This window comes from Amycolatopsis sp. NPDC000009 (genome assembly GCF_055563465.1).
Window position 1 is genome coordinate 176,641 of sequence record NZ_JBVHDI010000001.1, and the last position, 19,758, is coordinate 196,398.

General features: G+C 64.2%; 21 protein-coding genes and 1 pseudogene. 6 read left to right on the forward strand and 16 right to left on the reverse strand.

What is annotated here, in order from left to right; translation table 11 throughout:
- Positions 1-30: 30 nt before the first annotated feature.
- From ACZ3HL_RS00950 to ACZ3HL_RS00965, 4 genes are read right to left on the reverse strand one after another with little or no spacing between them, the layout of a single operon-like run.
- Complete coding sequence (locus ACZ3HL_RS00950; protein ID WP_465527919.1) at positions 31-1,221, reverse strand: aminotransferase class V-fold PLP-dependent enzyme; 1,191 nt, start codon at positions 1,219-1,221, stop codon at positions 31-33.
- Positions 1,218-2,024, reverse strand: coding sequence for an amino acid ABC transporter ATP-binding protein (locus ACZ3HL_RS00955; protein WP_465527921.1), 807 nt, complete (start codon positions 2,022-2,024; stop codon positions 1,218-1,220). Before ACZ3HL_RS00955 ends, ACZ3HL_RS00950 begins: the two co-directional genes overlap by 4 nt.
- Positions 2,025-2,026: 2 nt before the next feature.
- On the reverse strand, positions 2,027-2,671 hold the full coding sequence (locus ACZ3HL_RS00960; protein ID WP_465527923.1) for an amino acid ABC transporter permease: 645 nt from the start codon (positions 2,669-2,671) through the stop codon (positions 2,027-2,029).
- A gap of 34 nt (positions 2,672-2,705) precedes the next feature.
- Positions 2,706-3,542 carry a transporter substrate-binding domain-containing protein gene (locus tag ACZ3HL_RS00965; RefSeq protein WP_465527925.1) on the reverse strand — a complete coding sequence of 279 codons (837 nt, stop codon included), beginning with the start codon at positions 3,540-3,542 and terminating at the stop codon, positions 2,706-2,708.
- A 1,147-nt stretch (positions 3,543-4,689) separates the two neighbouring features.
- On the opposite strand from ACZ3HL_RS00965, the gene ACZ3HL_RS00970 reads away from it, so the two are divergent.
- The 3 genes from ACZ3HL_RS00970 (at position 4,690) to ACZ3HL_RS00980 (ending at position 6,584) form a co-directional block, all read left to right on the forward strand.
- The gene (locus tag ACZ3HL_RS00970) at positions 4,690-5,355 is read left to right on the forward strand and encodes a zinc metalloprotease (protein WP_465527927.1); all 666 of its coding nucleotides are present in this window, start codon (positions 4,690-4,692) and stop codon (positions 5,353-5,355) included.
- Between the two features lie 183 nt (positions 5,356-5,538).
- On the forward strand, positions 5,539-5,898 hold the full coding sequence (locus ACZ3HL_RS00975) for a hypothetical protein (RefSeq protein WP_465527929.1): 360 nt from the start codon (positions 5,539-5,541) through the stop codon (positions 5,896-5,898).
- A gap of 227 nt (positions 5,899-6,125) precedes the next feature.
- Entirely contained in the window at positions 6,126-6,584 is a 459-nt protein-coding gene (locus tag ACZ3HL_RS00980) for a DUF2752 domain-containing protein (protein ID WP_465527931.1), read from the forward strand.
- Between the two features lie 19 nt (positions 6,585-6,603).
- On the opposite strand, the gene ACZ3HL_RS00985 is transcribed toward ACZ3HL_RS00980, so the two are convergent.
- From ACZ3HL_RS00985 to ACZ3HL_RS01030, 10 genes and pseudogenes are all read right to left on the reverse strand, one after another.
- Complete coding sequence (locus tag ACZ3HL_RS00985) at positions 6,604-7,092, reverse strand: NUDIX hydrolase (RefSeq protein WP_465527933.1); 489 nt, start codon at positions 7,090-7,092, stop codon at positions 6,604-6,606.
- A 68-nt stretch (positions 7,093-7,160) separates the two neighbouring features.
- Positions 7,161-8,000 (reverse strand): endonuclease/exonuclease/phosphatase family protein, encoded by an 840-nt coding sequence (locus ACZ3HL_RS00990; RefSeq protein WP_465527935.1) that lies wholly within the window; start codon positions 7,998-8,000, stop codon positions 7,161-7,163.
- Entirely contained in the window at positions 7,991-8,644 is a 654-nt protein-coding gene (gene tmk / locus ACZ3HL_RS00995; protein ID WP_465527937.1) for a dTMP kinase, read from the reverse strand. Before tmk ends, ACZ3HL_RS00990 begins: the two co-directional genes overlap by 10 nt.
- Positions 8,641-9,759 carry a radical SAM protein gene (locus ACZ3HL_RS01000; protein WP_465527939.1) on the reverse strand — a complete coding sequence of 373 codons (1,119 nt, stop codon included), beginning with the start codon at positions 9,757-9,759 and terminating at the stop codon, positions 8,641-8,643. The genes tmk and ACZ3HL_RS01000 overlap by 4 nt, the downstream gene beginning before the upstream one ends.
- A gap of 53 nt (positions 9,760-9,812) precedes the next feature.
- Positions 9,813-10,376 (reverse strand): DUF5753 domain-containing protein, encoded by a 564-nt coding sequence (locus ACZ3HL_RS01005; protein WP_465529071.1) that lies wholly within the window; start codon positions 10,374-10,376, stop codon positions 9,813-9,815.
- A gap of 68 nt (positions 10,377-10,444) precedes the next feature.
- Positions 10,445-10,666 (reverse strand): annotated as a pseudogene (locus ACZ3HL_RS01010) (helix-turn-helix domain-containing protein); the annotation flags it as partial.
- Between the two features lie 54 nt (positions 10,667-10,720).
- Positions 10,721-11,197, reverse strand: coding sequence for an NUDIX hydrolase (locus ACZ3HL_RS01015; protein ID WP_465527941.1), 477 nt, complete (start codon positions 11,195-11,197; stop codon positions 10,721-10,723).
- Positions 11,170-11,640, reverse strand: a complete 471-nt coding sequence (locus tag ACZ3HL_RS01020; protein WP_465527943.1) for a helix-turn-helix domain-containing protein — start codon at positions 11,638-11,640, stop codon at positions 11,170-11,172. Before ACZ3HL_RS01020 ends, ACZ3HL_RS01015 begins: the two co-directional genes overlap by 28 nt.
- The gene (locus tag ACZ3HL_RS01025) at positions 11,558-11,740 is read right to left on the reverse strand and encodes a hypothetical protein (RefSeq protein WP_016334827.1); all 183 of its coding nucleotides are present in this window, start codon (positions 11,738-11,740) and stop codon (positions 11,558-11,560) included. The genes ACZ3HL_RS01020 and ACZ3HL_RS01025 overlap by 83 nt, the downstream gene beginning before the upstream one ends.
- A gap of 281 nt (positions 11,741-12,021) precedes the next feature.
- Positions 12,022-12,615, reverse strand: a complete 594-nt coding sequence (locus ACZ3HL_RS01030) for an RNA polymerase sigma factor (RefSeq protein ID WP_465527945.1) — start codon at positions 12,613-12,615, stop codon at positions 12,022-12,024.
- A gap of 589 nt (positions 12,616-13,204) precedes the next feature.
- Here ACZ3HL_RS01030 and ACZ3HL_RS01035 point away from each other — a divergent pair.
- Entirely contained in the window at positions 13,205-14,536 is a 1,332-nt protein-coding gene (locus ACZ3HL_RS01035) for a helix-turn-helix domain-containing protein (RefSeq protein ID WP_465527947.1), read from the forward strand.
- A 4-nt stretch (positions 14,537-14,540) separates the two neighbouring features.
- Here the strand turns inward: ACZ3HL_RS01035 and ACZ3HL_RS01040 are convergent, their stop codons facing one another.
- The gene (locus ACZ3HL_RS01040; protein ID WP_465527949.1) at positions 14,541-15,098 is read right to left on the reverse strand and encodes an NUDIX hydrolase; all 558 of its coding nucleotides are present in this window, start codon (positions 15,096-15,098) and stop codon (positions 14,541-14,543) included.
- Between the two features lie 226 nt (positions 15,099-15,324).
- Here ACZ3HL_RS01040 and ACZ3HL_RS01045 point away from each other — a divergent pair, with 226 nt between their 5' ends.
- Complete coding sequence (locus ACZ3HL_RS01045; protein WP_465527951.1) at positions 15,325-18,018, forward strand: MFS transporter; 2,694 nt, start codon at positions 15,325-15,327, stop codon at positions 18,016-18,018.
- A 2-nt stretch (positions 18,019-18,020) separates the two neighbouring features.
- Here the strand turns inward: ACZ3HL_RS01045 and ACZ3HL_RS01050 are convergent, their stop codons facing one another.
- Complete coding sequence (locus ACZ3HL_RS01050; protein ID WP_465527953.1) at positions 18,021-18,365, reverse strand: winged helix-turn-helix transcriptional regulator; 345 nt, start codon at positions 18,363-18,365, stop codon at positions 18,021-18,023.
- 369 nt (positions 18,366-18,734) lie between these two features.
- Between ACZ3HL_RS01050 and ACZ3HL_RS01055 the strand changes: the two genes are divergently transcribed.
- Positions 18,735-19,742, forward strand: a complete 1,008-nt coding sequence (locus ACZ3HL_RS01055) for a prepilin peptidase (protein ID WP_465527955.1) — start codon at positions 18,735-18,737, stop codon at positions 19,740-19,742.
- Positions 19,743-19,758: the final 16 nt, after the last annotated feature.

Sequence of the window (19,758 nt, forward strand, 5' to 3'; positions counted from 1 at the left end):
TGCCCGACAGCCTTCCTCGTCAAGAGCACGTCAGGGCTCAACTGCCTCCGCTAGTGCTTTGCAGAACTGGTCGATTTCCTCGATCGTGTTGTAGTAGTGGACTGAGGCCCGAACGACTTCGTCCAGCCCCCGCGTCTCCATGTCCCAGCGCGTTGACGCCACCCGCGAGACACTCACGTTGATGCCGCACCTCGCCATGAACGCTTTGATCTCCTCGCCCGACAGGCCTTCCGCCGTGAAGGACGTGATGCCGCACTGCTCCGAGCCAACGTCCCTGACCTCGACTCCGCGGATGGAGCCGAGACGATCACGCAGGTCAGCCGCCAGGTGGTAGACCCGATCGCGGATGCTCACGAGCCCCCAGCCGAGCGCGTAGTCGATCGCGGCACCGAGCCCGATCTTCGCCGCGTAGTTGCACTCCCACGATTCGAACCGGCGCGCCCCAGGGCGGACTTCGTAGCCGTCGCGGGTCACCCAGGTCGCGGCGTGCAGGTCGAGCATCGGAGGATTCAGCTCGTCGAGCCGACCGGCTCGGACGTACAGCAGGCCGGTGCCGCGCGGGCCTCGGAGGTACTTCCGGCCGGTCAGTGACAGCATGTCGCAGCCGAGAACGTCGACGTCGAGCGGCATCTGCCCAGCCGACTGGCACGCGTCGAGCAGATACAGGACGCCGGCTTCGCGGGTCACGCTGCCGACCTCGGCCGCCGGATTGACCAGGCCGCCGTTGGTCGGCACGTGGGTCAGCGATACCAGCCGGACCCGGTCGTCTATCAACTCGCGAAGGCGCACCACGGACAGCTGTCCCGACTCGTCGTTCGGCACGACCTCCACTTGAACGCCGTACCTTTGCGCCACCTGCAGGTAAGCGATGAAGTTGCTGGCGTACTCGGCTTCGCTGGTCAGGATCCGATCGTCACTCCGGAACGGGATCGAGTAGAACGCGAGGTCCCAGGCGCGGGTGGCACTGTCGAGGACCGCGAGTTCCGGCGGCGTGCAGCCGAGTAGGCGGGCGGCCGAGGTGTACACCCCGCTCACGTCGTCGGCCGCCTCCGCCGCGGCCTCGTAGCCACCGATGCGGGATTCGAGGCGGAGATGATCGATCACGGCGTCCAGCACAGGCTGCGGCATCAACGACGACCCGGCGTTGTTGAGGTGGATCACTGAACCGCAGCCAGGCGTCTCCTTGCGGGCCAAGTCCACGTCGAACGGTGCCTCCGTCATACCGCCTCCTCACCGCGGCGTGGTGCCGGAGCCGAAATCACTGCCGAATGATCAACGAGGCGGAGGAACGACCGTGCTCGTTCCTGCGACGGTCGCGTGAAGAAGATGTCCGGAGTGGCCTCCTCGACGATCACCCCGCTGTCCATGAACACGATCCGGTCGGCGACCTCCCGCGCGAAATGCGTCTCATGAGTGACGATCACCATCGTCATACCCTCGCGGGCCAGGCTCTGAATGACGTCCAAGACCTCGGCGTGGAGTTCCGGGTCGAGCGCGGAGGTCGGCTCGTCGAAGAGCACGACCTCGGGTTCCATGGCCAGCGCACGGGCGATCGCGACGCGCTGCTTCTGTCCGCCCGAAAGCCGCGACGGGTACTCACCACTCTTGTCCGCCAGTCCCACGCGGTCCAGAAGTCTTTCCCCCAGCTCCTTCGCCTGGGCCTCGGACAGCTTCCGCACTTGTCGCGGGCCCTCGATCACGTTGCCCAGCGCCGTCAGGTGCGGGAAGAGATTGAACTGCTGGAACACCATCCCCGCGTGCGTGCGAGCCCGTTGTTCGAGGCGTTTGCGCCCGCGGTCACGGGGTGTACCGCACTCGAAATCGCATCCGCAAATCCGGACGTGCCCGCCATCGGGTTCCTCCAGGAGATTCATGCATCGCACCAGTGTGGTCTTGCCCGAGCCGGACGGACCCATCAGCACGACCACCTCACCCCGTTCGACGGCGAGATTCACCCCGCGCAGTACGTCGAGTTCGCCGTAGCTCTTCCGGATGTCCCTCAGTTCGATCGTGAAGTCGCTCATGCTCAATACGCCCTTCCCAGTCGCCTTTCGAGCATGCCCTGCCCGACGGACAACACCGTGTTGATCATCCAGTACATCAAGGCCGCGACCAGAAATGCTTCCATGTAGCGGAAACTGGCGTTGCCCACGCTTTCCGCGACCCGCGTCAGCTCGACCACGGTCACCGCTGATGCCAGCGACGTGTCCTTCATCAGCGCGATGAAGCGGCTACCCACGGCAGGGGTCGCGATTCTGATCGCCTGTGGAAAGACGATCCGCCGGAACGTACGCCAGTACGGCATGCCGATCGACGACGACGCTTCCCACTGTCCTTTGTCGACGCCGAGAATTCCGCCGCGGAAGTTCTCGCTCAGGTAGGCCGCGGAGAACAATGTCAGCGCGAGGATCGCGGAGGGGATCGGTGCCAGCTGGATCCCGAGCTGTGGCAGTCCGAAGTAGAGCAACATGATCTGGATCAGCAGTGGAGTCCCCCTGAACACCGAGACATAGGAGATCGCCACTGCTCTCAGCGCCCGGAACCCGGAGATCCGGGCAAGAGCGATCAACGCGCCGAGAAGAGACCCGAGAATGAACGATGTCACGCCGAGCAAGACGGTGACACCCAGCCCTTGCAACAACATCGGGAACGCGCCGGTCAGCAAGTCCACGATTTCCTCCTCACCAAGAGTGTTGTCGAAGCGCTCAACCTGCCGGCAGCGCCTTCAGTTCGGCTGCCATGTCCAGGCCACCCAGCCACTGTCGGGAGATCCGCGTGAGCGTCCCGTCCGCGATCATGTCGTCGATCGCCTTGTCGACCGCCTGCTTCAAGGCCGCGGAATCCTTCCGGAAGGACATCCCGTTGACCTCGCTTTCGAGAAGGGGACCGACCGGCTTGACGCTCAGACCGTTCTTGCTCGCCAGGTAGGCGCCCTGGAAGCGGGAGACCAGCATGGCATCGGCGTTGCCGCGGGACAGATCCGTAAGGCCGAGCGTGGCGTTGTCGTAGGTCTTCACTTGTACGTTCTGGATCTTCTCCGTGGCGTACTTGTGCTGGGTGGTTCCCGCCGACACCGCGACGGCCTTCCCCGTCAGATCCGCGAGTGAGTTGATCGAAGTGTTCTCCGCGGCGACAAAGATCGAGATCCCATTGACCTCGTACGGGCGAGAGAAGTCGACTTGCTTTTTGCGTTCGGCGGTGATCGTCTGTCCGGAGATGACCATGTCGAACCGGTCGGCCTTCACGCCTTCGATGAAGGTCTGGAAACTGGCCTGTACGAACTCGACTCCACCGGCTCCCAGCCGCCTGGCGAGATCGTTCGCGACATCGACGTCGTACCCGACCGGGGTACCGGATCCCTCTACGAAGTTCCACGGTGGATTCGCCTGTGTGAGTGCGACACGGATCTTCCCGCCGTTTCGCAGTTTTTCGAGGACGTCGCCGGAGGTGGTGCTCGAACATGCCGCCACGGAACCGATCGAAGCAACGACGGTCGCGGCCAGAAAGGTCCGGCGGGACAGGTGGATTGGTGACTTTCGCATAGCGTCTCCCTCACGAACGAGGGCCTGCGGCGAAGCCGCACGGCATGTCGTCCTGCGGCGTCCGGAGATACCGCCGGGCGTCATGCGCGGCCCTGTGGTGGTGCACTTACGCGTCACTCGAGTGAGTGGGACTGTATGCCCCCATAGGGTATAGGTCAACACGGCCAAGGTAAGCGCACGGCTAAGTAACCCGCTCGCAACAAGTCAAGCCACTGAACGAAACCGAGTCGATCGTCTGTCCACTAATTGTCTTAGTAGGAGTCTGGAACGGTGAGTTAAGCTGTTGTCGCTGGAAATCTGGCGACGGGTGCACCGGAGGAGTTGTCGAGGTGTTCGGGGATCGGCGGAGGGGGCACCGCGAAGTTCGTAACTCGACTGAGACGTGCGGAGGCGGCGGAGGTTGCCCGACGTTCATTCGTCAGGCGGGCGTGGCGCTCAAGACTGGCGCGAACTGGCGCTGCCTGTGCGATCTCGGCGTTGTCAGTGGCCGGGCATATCGCGCTTCGTTGTTTCTTCGACCGGTTGCCATCCGCTCGGCCGGACGTCGGGCCGCTAACCGTCGGACGTGCCGCAGCGAGTCCTCTGGTCGACAGGGGAGTGGTGATGGCGGCGGTGGTCGGCAGGTCCACCTCGGCGGCGCCGAGGGCATCGATGGTGTGTCGTCGCGTGTGCGGGTCGTGCTGTCGCACTTCGCGACATGTTGGCGATGGACGACTCCGTGCACGGCGGCCTTCAACGGTCCGTGCGGTGAGGGTGACTGCACTGGCCCGGTCGGCTGGGTATGGCCGTCCGCGGTCTCGGTGGGCATCGTCCTCGTGGCCTGCGCACTAGCGAGAGCTGGCTGTAGGTGTGCCCGGAAGACCGGATGGCATCCGCCGTGGGCGGCTTCGCGATCCCGTCGCCGAGCATCATGACGACCCAACCTACTTCTCTTGGTCCCTTGACGATCCTTGTCTGAGTATGTCGGCGACGTGTGGCGGCCGTCGCGCGACTGAAGGACTGAGCCGTATGGAGTAGTGACTACTACTCTACGACGTAGATTAGTAGAGTTGCCTACTTTCGCAGCTACGAAACGGTTTACCGCAGGGCTTAGCTGCTCAATGCCGTCCTCGATGGACGGAAATCCCTGCAGCAGAAGGAGTTGGCCATGCGCAAATGGCGGCTGCTTTCACTCATCCCTCTCGCTGTCGCCGCGTTGGCTATCGGTGGAACGACACCGGCCAACGCGTCGAACAGCTGGAACGGCTACCACTGGGCGCGACAGTCCACCTCGACGGTGCTGCGCCTGCAAGTGCTCGACAGTGTCACGTCCTCCTGGGACAGTAACCTCAGCAAGGCCAATACCGACTGGAACCGGTCGTCCGTATTCGAAAACTCGCTGGTCGCCAGTGATACCAGCACGACAACGCGCCGGAGCTGCCCGGCATCGAGCGGGCGGATCCGGGTCTGCAACTACACCTACGGCAACACTGGTTGGCTCGGCGTCGCGCAGATCGACTTGTCGAGTGGCAAGCACATCGCATGGGGAACGACGAAGGTCAACGACTCTTATTCGATGACGGCGGCGGCGAAGCAACACGTGATGTGTCAAGAGATCGGGCATGACTTCGGTCTCGATCACCAGTTCACCAACGCGTCGTCGTGCATGGACTACGCAGGGATCGACGACCCGTCTTACGTATCGCCGAACTCGCACGACTATTCGCAGTTGCAGAGCATCTACAACCACAGCGACGGGGCAGTGGCTTCGGACGCCGGAACGACCCGGATCGTCACGGGCGGCACCGTGACATCCGTCCTCTGGAAAGACTGATCCGCACCGAGGCCCGGCCGACGGCGACGTCGGCCGGGCCGTACGAGGAGTCCGCCGATGCGTCTTGTCCTGCTCTTCGCCGCCGCTGCCATAGCCGCGGGGTGCGGCGCACCTAACCCGGCGCCCGGTTCGCCGAACGGTTCCCCCGTTCCGTCGTCCGAGGTGCCATCACATCAACCAGGAGTGATCAGCGGTCCGGCCGGTACCTTGGACATCACGGTCCGTGAACCATCGGCAAGGGCGCAGTCGGCCGTGCGCACCCTGCGCGTCGAGGGCGCGAACGGCGCACAGATCGCCGAACGGGCTTTCCGCGAGGCGCCGGCCGAGCTGTCCCAGGCGTTGCCGACCGGACGTTACCGGGTGATCTCGTGGCTCCGCGAGTGTGGTGGGATGTGCGCGGGCATTCCGGACGACAAGCTCGTACCGCCCAGCAGGATCTGTGGCTCGAAGATAGACATCGTCGAGAACGCGGTGACGACCGTGACGGTGGACGCACCCGAGGGCGACTGTTCGATGACCAGCGCCAGTACGCCTACGTCTTGACCAGCTGAGCACTCAGAGACAGATGATCGGCAGCGTTGGTCGACCGGTGTCGGTGAGCGGCAGTGGCTCGGCGGGGCCTCGACTGGCCACGATCAAGCCGTGCTTCCATACGGGGCGGTCGGACATCAGCTAGACCTCCGGCAGTCACAGCGTAGGGGGTCGCCCGGCGAACGATCTTTCGCTGTGGCCGTACCTACTATTCACGATAGTGCACTAACCTGGTGGACGTGACGAAGGAGATCGGCGAGAGGCGGAGCGAGAAAGGGCTGCTCCGCTGGGCTGAGCGCGACCGTATCCGCGGCTTGACCGTGGCCGCGGCGGCCGTGCTCCTCGGGGCCATCGCGCTGGGGTTCGTCGGTGTTCCGTCGGTGGACCTGCATGGCCCCTTGCACTATGTCGGCATCATGGATCCGTTGTGCGGCGGTACTCGCGCCACGTTCCTGCTGATGTCAGGCGATCTGGCGGGATCGGTCCAGTACAACCCGGGAGTGCTGCCGCTCGCGGTGGCTGTTGTCCTCGTACTGATGCGCGCAGGCGTCGGCGTAGCGACCCGGCGCTGGCTGGAGGTCCAGTTTCCGGTCCGATGGCGGCGGGTTTCGCTGGCCTTGCTGGTTATCGCGGTCGCGGCGCTGTCGATTCGCCAGCAGTTCCATGCCGACTTGCTGATGCAAGGCTGGAGTGCCTGATGGCCACGGGCGGGCTAGGTTAGTCGGCGAGCGTCAGAGGCGTCTCGTCGAAACTGCCGGTGAGCAAGGAGTTGAGAAGTCCGGGCAGTTCGGCGGGGAGGAGCTTGTCGTGGGTGTCTCGGAGCTCGTCCGCTGTCCACCATCGCCGTTCGATCAGCCCGGCCTTCTCGTTCTCCGTGGGCTTGAGTGCGACTTGGGGTGCGGCGGTCGAGGTGCGGGCGAGGAAGACGTGGTCGATGCGGTGGTGGTCACGGTTCTTGTAACGGAAGCGGGATTCGCGGGTCCACAGCTTGCGACCGACGTCGTTGAGGGTGAGGCCGGTCTCTTCGGCGACCTCGCGGCGGGCGGCGTCGTGAAGGGATTCGCGGTTGTCAAGGCCGCCGCCGGGGAGCTCCCACCAATGGTGGTCGGGGTCGGTGGGGTCGAGGGCGTGGATGAGCAGCACGCGGTCGGCAGGGTCGAGCAGGAGGACGCGGGCGCCGATTCGGGGCGTGGTGGTGCTGGTCATCCTGCGGTGGTCCCTCGTGGTCGGCGAGCGGCAATGGGGCCCGGCGGCCGACGAGAGCGGAGCCTGTGTCAGAACAAGGTGGGCTCCGGCTCAGTTGATGTGGACGCCGCGGCGGGGTCCGACGTTAGCAGCGTGGTGGTCGGGTTCATCGTCAGTTGCACGGCGAGTCCGGAGTGGTCGGTCAGCCGGGTGCCGTCCGGGCCGATCTCCCGGGTTTCGTGGACGTAGTCGCAGGCGACGAGCTGTTCGGCGAGGAAAGGGGAGCCGTGGGCGTGGTCGTAGCGGTAGCCCAGTTCCGGTCGGCGGGCCCAGCTGTGTTCGACCTGGTCGGGGTGCAGGTGCCGGAAGAGGTCGATGAGGTGATGCTGATCGGTCAGACCGGTGTAGAAGGCGTACTCGAAGGGGGCGAACTGGCCGCGGTGGGCGGGTGTGTGGGTGGGCTCGAGAACGTTGAGGTCGCCGAGCAGCAGCAGCGGAGTGTCGTTCGCCGTGCGATCGAGGACGTCTTGGAAGTGTTGTAACCAGGTCATCTTGCGTTCGGTCTTGTCCGCGCTGGAGTCGCGGGACGGCACGTAGGCGCCGGCGACGCGGAGCGGTCCGTCAGTGGTGTCAACGACGATCCCGGCGGCACGGGCGGGCAAGTAGTCCATGGCTGTGCTGAGCGGGTCGGGTGTGGCGGCGAGCTTGCTGATGATCATGACGCCGAGTTCGCCCGGGGCATGCTCGGGAAAGGTCACGGCGTACCCGGCAGACGTGAACGCTTCGGCGAGGAACTGGCTGCCTGCGGTGGCCTTGGTTTCGGTCAGGACCAAGACGTCTTCGGAGCGCTCGGTGAGCCAGCTGAGCTGGCGCCGGGCGCGGTCGAGAGACGGGGCGCCGACGTTGACGGTGATCAGACTCAGAGGCATGCCGGGCTCTTCTCGCTCAGAACCTGCTGGATGAGGGACACGACAGTAGAGGCGATTGTCCCGGGTGACCCGTTGGTGGCGTCCACCGTGGTCACCGGCCAGCCTCTGTCCTGCAGGCTGGCGACGGCGTGGATGTACAGGTCGGTCTCGTGGGCGCTGTTGTCCGCGGCGCGTTCGAAGCGGTTGTGTCCGCCACGGGCCCGGAGGCGAGAGTCGATGACCTGTGGATCACCGGTGAGGATGATCGACAGGTCGGGCTGATAGACGCCGTGGTTGAGCTGCCACACCACCTCGGCAGGCAGGCCGTCGAGGCCCTGTAGGACGAGAGACGAGGCGACGTAGCGATCGGACACCACGACCTGCCCGTCGTCGAGCGCCGGCAGGATCTCGGTGTCGAGCTGGTGATGCCTGTCGGCGGCGCAGAGGCACGCCAAGGCCATGTCCCGGTAGGCGTCGGTGCCGTGCCTGGCCAGTTCGCCCAGCGGCGCACGGGAAGGTTGTGCCGTTGCGTGAACGGGCAACCCGGCCGTGGCCAGCGTCTCGCCGACGAGGTCCGCGGTCGTGGATTTGCCCACGCCGCCGGGACCATCGAGGGTGATCAGCGTGCCGGGCAGGCGTTGAGGATCAGCGAACCGGCGGGTCATGCCGGCATCAGCGGAAGCAGCCGCCGTCCCTCGCCGTGTGCTCCGTCGACGACTGGACATTGCTCGTTGTCCACGTCGCCGATCCGGCCACCGCCGGCAACGACCGCGGCAGGGCACCCTTTGCCGCAGGAGGAGTTCACTGCGCACGCTGTGCAGGTGGGATTGGCGCCGACCTGATAGCGGTCGTGGAAGGGGTAGTCGTCCAGGCGGGTGGCGATGTCAGGGTCGGTGAAGATGTTGCCGACGATGAACTCTGTATCGGTGTGTCGGGATTGAGGGGTCCGGGCGGCAAACACCAGGTACGGGCACACGGTGACTTCGCCGGGGGTAAACACGTAGATGATCGTGCCGGCCTCACAACCGGCCAGCGGGCGGCGCTCGACGTTCGGGAAGCGGATGTGCGCAAGGTCCAGCTCCGGACCATCGAAGGGCGCGGTCAGCTCGAAGATCTCCCGCATGTGCAAACTCGTCTTCGCCAGCTTTGCCCGGGACTTGACCCCGCGGCCCATACTGCCCAACGGGTTCAGCAGTACGTAGCGTGCGCCGTTCGCGCGCGCGAACGCGCACAGCTTCGCGTATTCATCGTTCTCTGCCAACGTGTTCGGCGTGCACAAGAGGCCCTGCAGGATCCCGGCCTTGCCGAGCCTTTCGACGGTGTCCACGGTGGTGGCGAAGCTGCCGCGATCGCCCCGGAACTTGCCGTGGGAATCGGCGGCGAACCCGTCGAGGGAAACGTTGCAATGCGCGCCCAGTTCGGCGAGCGCCTCGATCTGGACCGCGTCCAGAGTGGTTGCGTTGGTGCAGATCCCGACCTCCATCCCGGCCGCGCGGAACGCACGCACGATGGCCAGGAAGTCAGGGTGGATCGTCGGCTCCCCACCGGTCAGGGTGACCCGTTTGACCCGGGCTTCAGCTAGGCGCGGAATCACCTTCTCGATCACCTCGCCCAGTTGCATCTGCGTGCCGACGCGCGTCGCCGACACGAAACAGTGCGAGCAGCGAAGATTGCAATCCTCGTTGATCTGAACGAGCGCCTTCCGGAATGGCTGCTCGACCGTGGTGCGGAAGTAGCACGATGTTGCCACGTTGTCTGCGGCGATGCTGCGAGCGGTCATCAGCGAAACTCCATACCTTCCGGTGGTGCTAGCTCGGGTTGCGTGAGCGGTGGTCATCCAGGTGTGGCTTCGAGCTTGGCCAAGCGTCCGGTGAGCCAGTCGCGGGTTTCTTGGCGGCTGAGGGCCAGGCGCGTGATGCGCTCTAGATAGCTTTCGAAAAAGGCGATGTCGTGGTCGTTCTCGAGAAAGAGGCTGATCGAGGGAAGTTGGCATTGGATCACGGGGCGATGGTCGTCGTGTTGGTAAAGGGTGAACGCGGTGCGGATGTCGGCCAAACCCGCACCTGTGGGCACGAGGTGGATGCGGCAGTGGGGTAGTGTCGACGCGGTCAGCAGGTGTGACAGTTGCGCGTGCGCGACCGTGGGGCACCCGATCTGCTCTCCGAGTACAGTTTCGGGAATATAGAACGTGAAGGACCGGGGGTGTCGGAAAGAAGATTGCTGACTGTGCAGCCGGGTTCGCAGAATCGTGTCGAGATCGTGGCAGTGGTCGTATCCGCGCGAATTCCGGATGTAGGTTTCAACCTGTAGATGGCGGGGACTTCCACGGGATCGTAGGTGGTGATCGATGTGCTTTCCGTGTCGAGCAGGGTGATGATGGGAAGGCTGTCGGGACAGCCTGCGGGGTGGGGACGGGCCTGGTAGCCGTCGTCCGGTCGCCGGTCCAGAGTGACCAAGTCGTCTAGTTCGGCGGGGGTGGCGCCGGCTCTTGCGAGGTAGAGTGCGACTCGTCCGTCCTCAACCTTGCTTAAACCTTTCTCCAGGCGTGAAATGGTGGATGCGTTCCAATTCAGCTGAAGGCCAAGTTCACCTCCGGTGTATCCTGCACGCTTTCGGATTCGTCGAAGCTCGGTGCCCAGTTCCCTTCGTTTTGCCGTGGACGGGAGCCTGTCTTGGTTCGGTGTCACAATTTCCTCAGTGATTCGGTGATTGTCCTATGTGTGGTGTGTCTACTTGATGTGTCAGGGTGACCATGCCCACCATGGAACATCCGACGAAAGATTGCCGGTCAAAATCGCGTTTCTGATCGCAGCCGGTTGCAATAGGACGAGATCTGACTCGTTTGCCCACCAGTGCATACAGGGAAAGCGGTCAGAGATGCTGCTGACGTCAGGAAGTGTGACGTCGAACAGGAAGGCCACTTCCGATGTCGAACCGAGCCAGACGCCCTTGTCGACCTCGTGTTCTATCACCGAGCAGAACTCAATGCTGGCCAAGGTTGTCCCAAGCTGATCGCGCAGCGTGCGCTGGAGCGCCTGCTCGATCGGTTCGCCACTATGGACTGGGCCTCCGGGGAGGACGTGGCTTCCGTCGGCGGTCGCTATGAGCAGGATCTGCTCGTAGCGACCGATCAAGGCGTAGGTGCACACTCGCGGTCCAGACGCATCGTCGCTGTTCGCGCCGAGGTTCATCAGGGCCGGCCTCGCTGCTGCAGCCAACGGACGATTGTGCTCTGGGACCGTCCTAGGCGAGCGGCGATCGCGTGGATCGGTACGCCTCGCGCGCGTCGCTCGATGGCTTCCCACACCTGGTGAGGGCGCCGTCCGTCTCGAGGTGTCCACGGCAGGAAATCGGCGAAGAGGGAGAAGTTCTTCGTCCAGTCCGGGTCCGCGACCTGGTCGCTCACCTCGTAGTGGCGGGCGGCGATCTGGCGACCGATCGTGGGCCAGTTCGAACCGAGCGATGACCCTGCGGCACGCGGCCGGCGTTCAGGAACGGGCACCTGATCTTCCCTTCTCTGCGTCGCGAGTGATGTGGGCTGTACCAGGACTAAAAGACGAGACCGGACGGCGTGAGGCCTAGAACATGAGCGGAAGTCCGAAGTAGAGCCTCGCCCCGAGGTAGGCGATGACGAACGCGCTGCCGATGATGACGCCGCCACCGACGAGCAAGAGGAGGAAGCCGAGGTAACTGACATGGCCAGGCTTCGAACTGGTTGAAGTGCGTCGAGTGGTGACGTACGAGTGGCGTCCCGCGGGCATCGGTAACTCCTCCTCGGGTTGGGGGCGGGCGTTCAGTGCGGAGAAATGTCGAGGTCGCGGTGCGGCCACTGGATCGCTGGTGGCAGCGGGGCGGTCGGGAGCTGGGCTTCGATCCACAAGTGAAGGAGCCGCTCGGGTTCGAAGGAAGGCAGAACGGGGATAACTTGGGTCTGCTCGGAGGCGCTGGTTCGAGCGCTGGCCTCCTGCCAAGTCGACTTCCGTCGGGACATTCGATCGCCTTCCCGGCGGTCCGAGGGCACCACCCGCCCTCTCTGGACAGGTCAAGCGGCGTCAGGTAGCTCGGCGTACGAGGCTCGCAGGCCGCGGCGAGCACGTAGAGCAAGCGCGTGGGTGGCGTTGGGTGTCCGTCCGACGATCGCGGCTACGTCGGCGATCGGTCGCTCATCGAGAATGGTGAGCGTGAGGATCTGGCGCCAGGATTCGGGAAGACGGAGAAAGGCATGGGTCGCTCGGCTGCGTTCGAAGTGCGACTGGATTCGCTCCTGCAGTATCGCCGCCGGTGACAACTCGGCGTCGTGCGCGAATTCTTCGATGTTGTCGACGAATTTCAGGCGACGGTTCTTTCGGTAACTGTGGATGGTGATGTTTCGGACTGTGGACATCAGATAGTTCCTGAAGTCATCACGCGGTCCGCGGCCTGCGAGCAGTGCCAGGTAGATGTTGATAAAGGCATCGGCGACAACGTCTTCCCCAGAGGCGTCGCAGGTGGTGAGGCGACGCGCGTAACGCAGGGCGGTGAGCCAGTGGCGCACGTAAAGCGCGCTGAAGGCGGTGACATCACCTGCTCGGACGGCAGCTATGAGATCGGAGTCGGAATTTAGGTCGTACGGGTAACGGGGGTCGGTTTCAAGCATGGCGGTTTCGCCTCTTCGAAATCTATAGGTGCTGAGAAGCTTCGGCATTCGTTGTGGAACGGCGGCGGGAGTGGACGGAATCGGCACGTACTCCCGCCGCCGGTCTGCGGGCGGCAGGGTGAGAGGAATCCCGGCGAGGGGTCAGATTCCGGGATTCCTCTCACCCTGCCGCACGCGCATCGCGGAGGAGGTCACGACAGGGCGGTCGGATCAGGGTGCTCGCTCGTGGGTGCGGTACTTGACTGGTCGGCTGCGGACCGGGCGGCCGGCCGGCCGAAGCACGCTGTTGTTACCGTGAGTCACCTGCTGCATGTACTGAGTGTCTGCCTGTGGTCTCCGGGGTGGAACGACAGGCATGCATGAAATCTGCTGGTAGACCGCCATGGCTGCCGGATTCCATACATGCCAGGTATGGAATCCGCGACACTGAGTATCGAGTCGCATACAATGCGGTGAAGGCTTGACGGGGGTGATCTTTGTGCAAAGCGCAACGCGCAGGTGCGAAGCGTGCGGCGCGCGCCTGGCCCGCGATCGCGTGAGTAAGCACTGCGGACCATGCATTCGTCGCCTGGTCTCTCACGAAGCACCTATGAGGCCGGAGTCGTTCTGGCAGGCGGAGAGCATCCGTGCCGCGCTTGAGGCGCGCCACTTCGGCCGGCTCTTTGCGGCGTATCGCCGTGAAAGCACGCCGCATGTGTCGCAAGCGGCGCTCGGCCGGTGGCTTGGGCTGGCGCAAGCACAAGTGAGCCGGCTCGAGGCGCCAGATGCTCGTCGGCCTGGCAATCTGCATAGCCTCGAACGGTGGGCGAAGGCACTACACGTCCCGCCTTCGCTCCTCTGGTTCAAGTTTTCCGATACATGCGAAGCATCGGCAGAGGTGGAGCGGAAAGCTAACCTCGATGACGTGCAACGGAGACAATTCTTCAAGGCTGCAGGCGCAGGTGTGACAGCAGTTGGCGCTTCGCTTCTCGGTGCGACCCCGGCGCCAGCGGCAGTTTCGCCGAAACCCAGGAGCAGCGACGTCGACCTTGTTCGGGACATGACGGCGACGTTCCGGCGACTCGACAATCGGTACGGCGGCGGGCATAGCCAAGCCACGTCGACCACCACCAGGTACCTGACTTCCACTGTGACGCCGATGCTGAACGACACGAGCAAGAGCCTGGCGGAGCGCGAAGAACTGTACGGAGCAGCTGCCGAACTGCATCAGGTTGTCGGCTGGATCGCTTACGACATCGGTAACGCGGGAGAAGGGCAGCGGTACCTCCGTGACGCTTTGAAGTTGGCGCAGGACGCCGGTGACGACGCGCTCGAAGCCGAGATGCTGGCGGCGATGAGTCACCACGCCGCGTTCAACCAAGCTCACGGGGTCGCCGTAGATATGGCGCTTGCCGCCAGGAGGACGGCGAAACGGTCCGGTCTGGTTGCCCTGCAAGCTGAGGCCGCGGTGCTGGAAGCGCATGGTCACGCGCTGCAGGCGAACCCTGCTGCTTGCTTTGCAGCACTTCGCGATGCGGAAAGTGCGTTCGAGAGGTTCGTCCCCGGATCGGGTCCGACCTGGTTGACCTATTTCGACAACGCTTACCTCTCGGCCAAGTTCGCGCATACCTTCCGTGACCTCGGGCGCCCAGTCGAAGCCGAGCGGTTCGCCCGGCAGTCACTGGGTATGAGCGATGGATACGAGCGCGGAAGGCTGTTCAACACCGCCTTGCTCGCGTCGACGTTGGCCGATCAAAACCGTCTTGACGAAGCCTGCAAGGTCGCCGCAACGGCTGTGAAGATGAGTAAGCACGTCCGGTCGGTTCGAGGCGGCGCCTATCTCGCCGACGTTGGACGGCGCCTCGCGGTGCATCGGAGCGACCGCCGCGTGCGGTCGCTGTACGCCCAGATGACCGCGGCAGGTGTCCCCACTCCCGTGTGAAGCGTCAGCGATGGAACGCGAGAACGTGAAGTAGTGCGACCTGAGATGCCGCACCGACGATCTCGCCCTTGGCGATGCGGTCGCGTACGGTGTCGAGCTCGATCCAAGCTACGCGTTCAGCCTCGTTGATGTCTTCGGGCTCGCCGACATACTCGGCTCCTCGAGCCACGTACAAGAGGTTCTCGGCGTCGGCGCTGCCGACCATGGGCTGCAGCGAGCCGAGAGGCTCGACGTCGAGCGGTCGCCAGCCCGTCTCCTCCTCGACTTCACGCGCCGCGGTCTTCGCGGGATCTTCGTCGGGATCGACATAGCCACCGGGCAGCTCCCAGACCCATCGGTCGATGATGAACCGGTGGCGCCACATCATGAGCACGCGGTCTTGATCGTCGAGAACGGCCACCATGGCCGCCTTGGGGATACGCAACACGTACTGCTCGAACGTCACGCCGTCGGGCAGTTCGACGGAGGCGATGCTCAGCCGTAAGCGTCGCGTGTCGTCGACGAGCCGCTCCCCGTGAATCTTCCAGCGCGTCAACTCGTGCCCGTTGGGTTCGATAGCCACGTGGACAGATCCTACGGCGGATCGTGCTTGAAGCAGTACGGCCTGGTCGATCGAGGCTGACCAGCATCCTGATGCGGAAGTAACCATGTGTAGTCGGCATGGTACTTCCGAGTGAACCTAACTCGCGAAGAGCGACCTCTTCCCGGTTCGCACCTACCGTAGCTGTCGGGATACTCGCTGTGGCAGCGGAACGGGGACCGCTGCTGTGAGGGTTGCGGGGGAGGGAATGGCTGAGCAGGGCAGAGCTGGCTTTTCAGTGCCGCTACGCGTGCGCGAGTTTCGCTCGCTGTGGATAGCCGAACTGGTTTCGATCGCCGGTGACCAGGTCGCTCGTGTGGCGCTGTCGCTGGTGGTGTTCGCTCAGACCTCGTCCGCGGTTTTGACCGCGTTGACGTACGGCCTGACTTTTGTGCCTTCGGTGCTGGGCGGGTTTCTCCTCTCCGGTCTGGCCGATCGTTTTCCGCGGCGGACAGTGATCGTTATCGCGGACATCCTGCGCGCGGTTCTGGCTTCGCTGATGGCGATTCCGGCTATGCCGCTGTCCGCGTTGTGGGTATGCGTGGGTTTGCTGAGTGTTGTGGCGGGCCCGTTCAAAGCCGCTCACATGTCGCTGATCCCACAGATCCTCGAGCGCGATGACGAATACGCGGCGGGTTTCGCTCTTCGGCAGTTCACTACCCAGGCTGCTCAGCTCGCAGGTTTCGCCGGCGGCGGGTTGCTGCTAGTCGTCGTTGAACCCCACGTCGGCATGCTGGTGAACTCGGCGACTTTCCTGTGCAGCGCAGTCCTGGTCCTTGCAGGAGTCCGTGCGCGACCGGCCGCTCGAGGTCAATCGGCAGCCGATGAACATCGTGTCGGCGACCTTGGTCACCGTGGCCAGCTCGCCGTCCTTTTCGGGTTGGCGTGTCTCCTTGGCCTGTACATCGTGCCCGAGGGGCTTGCCGTGCCGTACGCCGACGAGCTGGGTGTCGCTGCTTGGGGTGTGGGTCTTCTCCTAGCGGCCGATCCTGCTGGAAGCGCGATCGGTGCTTGGCTCACGACTCGCATACGGATTCCGACTTCACCGCTTGCCGCTCTCGTGCTCGCGGCCGCGGCCGGACTCGTCCTCGTGGTCTGCGGTCTCGGTCCCGGGCTGCCGATATCCGTAGCGCTCTGGGGACTTTCCGGCGCCCTTTCCACCGCGTATCTCATTCAGACGCAGACGATGGTCGTCCGGATCGTTCCTGACCGGCACCTCGGTCGGGTGATGGGCCGGATGGCCACCTGTATGTACTGCTCGCAAGGTGTCGCCGTGGTTCTCGGCGGGCTTGCTGCTGAATCGTTCGGCTCGTTCCGTGCGGTCGCGGGTGCAGGGCTGATCGCTGCTGTCCTGGCGTTGGTGCTCCTCGGTATCTGGAGATGGACCGGCTCCCGGCGAAGGCGCGGGAACCGGTCCGAACGCGTTGCGAATTCACCTCACCATTCCTTTCCGGCCACGACGAGCACCTCCTCCCAGGAAACGGACTGCACGGACGGCTCGCCGGCGGAGGCGGGAGCAACGCCAACCGCGGCTGGACCGTCCGGGGACGCAAGCGCAGCCAGTATGAAGGGTGAGGATCACAGGACGAGCGGCCGGACGCGCAGCGTATTCAGGCGCAACCGAAGAGCGACGAGGGGGAGACTCTTCGCCTTGCGCCCGCGCGTGGTCGCCTTCGTCGTTGGCGTCGTGACAGCTGCGACTGTCACGACGGTCGTGGTGGCGGTGAACAGATCGGTCAGCGCGACAGGCTGGATCGAATTCGCGGTACTGCTCGGCGCGGGGCTGGTCGTCGCGGAAGCGACGCGGTACATCGAACGCATCCGCAGACAGCTATCGGATACGCCGCATGTCAACATGAGCTCGGTTTCGATCCTAGCCGTCACCATGCTGGCCGGCCCGGCTCTCGGCGCGGCGACGGTCGTCCTCCTGTACCTGCATTTGTGGTGGAGAACGTGGCGCTGGACTTCCGGGGTTCCGATCTACCGGGCGGTGTTCAACGCCAGTGTGATGATCTTGTCGGTCTATGCGGCGTGGATCGTCGTTCACGCGGTTCCGCATGGCCAGATCCTGGACATCGTCAGGCCCCAGGATCTGATCGGGCCGGTGCTGGTCATCGCGACATTCTGGACGATGAACTCAGTGCTCGTCGGGGCGGTGATCGCGCTCGAGGACGGCGAACGATCCTGCGCGCGGCTGCTGGGCAGCTGGAGTGACAACGCCTTGGAAATCGTCACACTGTGCATCGGCGTTCTGACCGCGGCGTTGATGATCTGGCGGCCATGGCTGATCGCGTTCGTGTTGCCCACCGTCTACGTGCTGCACCGCAGCGTCCTCGTCAAGCACCTCGAGCAAGCAGCGACCACGGATCGGAAGACCGGCCTCCTCAACGCGACCAGTTGGCGAAGCCTCTCTGAACGTGCGTTCGGCAAAGCCAAGCGTTACCGAACGTCCGTAGCGGTCCTGATGCTCGACCTCGACAACTTCAAACGCATCAACGACACCCACGGTCACCTTGTCGGCGACCGGGTGCTCCAAACCGTTGCTGACACCGTTCGGCGTCAGGTCCGCGCGTACGACCTGACTGGACGCTTCGGCGGCGAAGAGTTCGTCGTTCTCCTGCCGGACGCGGCGGTCGACGACGCCGTCAGCGTTGCCGAGCGGATCTGCGCGGCCGTTCGAGCGCTCCGCTTCGGCGAAGAAGGCGAGCAGCTAGCTGACCTTCGAGTCAGTGTGTCGATCGGCGCCGCACAGTATCCCGGAGTCGGGCAGGACCTCGAAGAGTTACTTCTCGCCGCGGACAACGCGATGTTCGCCGCCAAGCAGTCGGGGCGCGATCGCGTTTGCGTGGTCAAGGGCGCACCGGCACCACCGCGGGTTCCGCAGGCTGACCACCACCGCTGACGTCAATCGACCCGTACGGCGTCGTGGTCGTCCTGATCCTCGTATTCCTGAGCCCACTCGACGAGCGGACGCACTGCCCGAAGGAGGGCTCGGCCCTTGGGTGTCAGCTCGTAGACAGAGACGCCGGAGCGCTGCGGGTCCGTGCGTTTATCGATCAAGCTGTGCCCCTGTGCTCGCTTCAACGTGTCGGTGAAGACGCGATCCGACAGCGGGGCACGTCCACCGGGACGATGTTCGGCTGTGTTGACCGCCGTCAACAGTTCCTTGTACGGCAGCTCCCCTAGCGCGAGCGCGGCGAGGACGGAAATCGTCCACTGCCCGCGGAGAATTGAGACGGCGTCGTTCACCCTTTGCTGATACGAGACGTTCTCCCCACCCATACCCATCAGCTAACACGATCCGGCGGCGCGCCATGCGGGAAACTTCGGCTCGGTCGGCCGCCTGCCCCAAACGGGTGAAAGGTGGCCCACTGAGCCCACACTCACCCGGGTACTTACCTTGCACTCAGTCGGGTCCGTGGGTGTACGTGTTGATCTCAGCCAGGAAATGGACTGCCTGGTGACGCAAGAGGAGCGCGGTCGGGCCAACTGGGTGCGCCAAACCGTCGGAGCAAGGCATGGCGGCAAACGCCCGGTTGACCCGCCGTTCAACTACTACGGGGAGAACCTGCCGAGCCATCTGTGAGCTGGTCGACAGCACAGGCGAGGGGAGAAATCATGGACGGCGACCACGCGATCAGCGACGCCACGTCCGCCGACTACGTACTCGATTGTGGTCACGTGGAGACGCTGCCGATCACGGCCGACATGCTCAGAGTTGATCGCCGACAGGTTTCGGGATGGGTCGAATGTCGTAGCTGTAAAGGCCCGAGCGGGGTAGTCGAGCGCGTTGCCATCGAAGACGAGGGTCTCGAGGTCACTGGGGGTTGCGTCGTCACCGCCGATGAAGGGGACGCGGCCAACCCGAGCACCGTATCGCCGTCGGCCGGCCCGCTGTCGCACAAGCGGCCAGCGCGGCCGCGCGACGCGGCTACTGTTCCGCTGGCCGCCGCTGTGGTCACTTTGGTCGCCATGCAGGGGATCAGTGCTTTGCGTACCGAGACTCCGCCCGAGGTGGGTTTGGCTTTCCTGGCGGGGTGGGCCTGCATTGGCGTGGTGGTGGCAGTTGTGCTCTTGCCGTTCCGCGTTCGCCGCGAGGGTGGTAGCCGTCAGCAGTTAATCCTTCAAGTCTTACTTACGGCTCTCCTTTTCTCCGTCATAGCGTATTGGAACGGCCCGGGCGGCTGGCTGTTCGTTGCGAGCGCCCTCGCCGTCACGGCCGTGCCTATCGCGTTCGTTGACGCTCTCGACGAGAGAATTCCGAACTGGCTCGTCGGCGCGACCTACATCATCGTCTTCGTGGTTGGCGGCACGCTGGCAGCGGTGCGGGGCGACGCCGATACGCTCGGCCGCGCGCTGGCGGGCGGTGCGTTCCTGCTCGCGTTTTACGGCGGTGTCTATTTCTGCGCTCCAGGGGATTTGGGCGGAGGAGACGTCAAAATCGCCGGAGTCGTTGGTTTCGTACTTGCGTGGAGCAGTTGGACGTCCCTGTTCGTAGGAACCCTCGTCGCTTGGCTGAGCCTGGGAGCGGCAGTTGCCGCGACGCGAATCTTCGGCAAGTCATCCAAGGTAAGGACGATTCCGGCAGGACCAGCGATCGTAGCCGGCGCATTTTGCTTTCAGTGAAGCTTGGCAGTGGAAC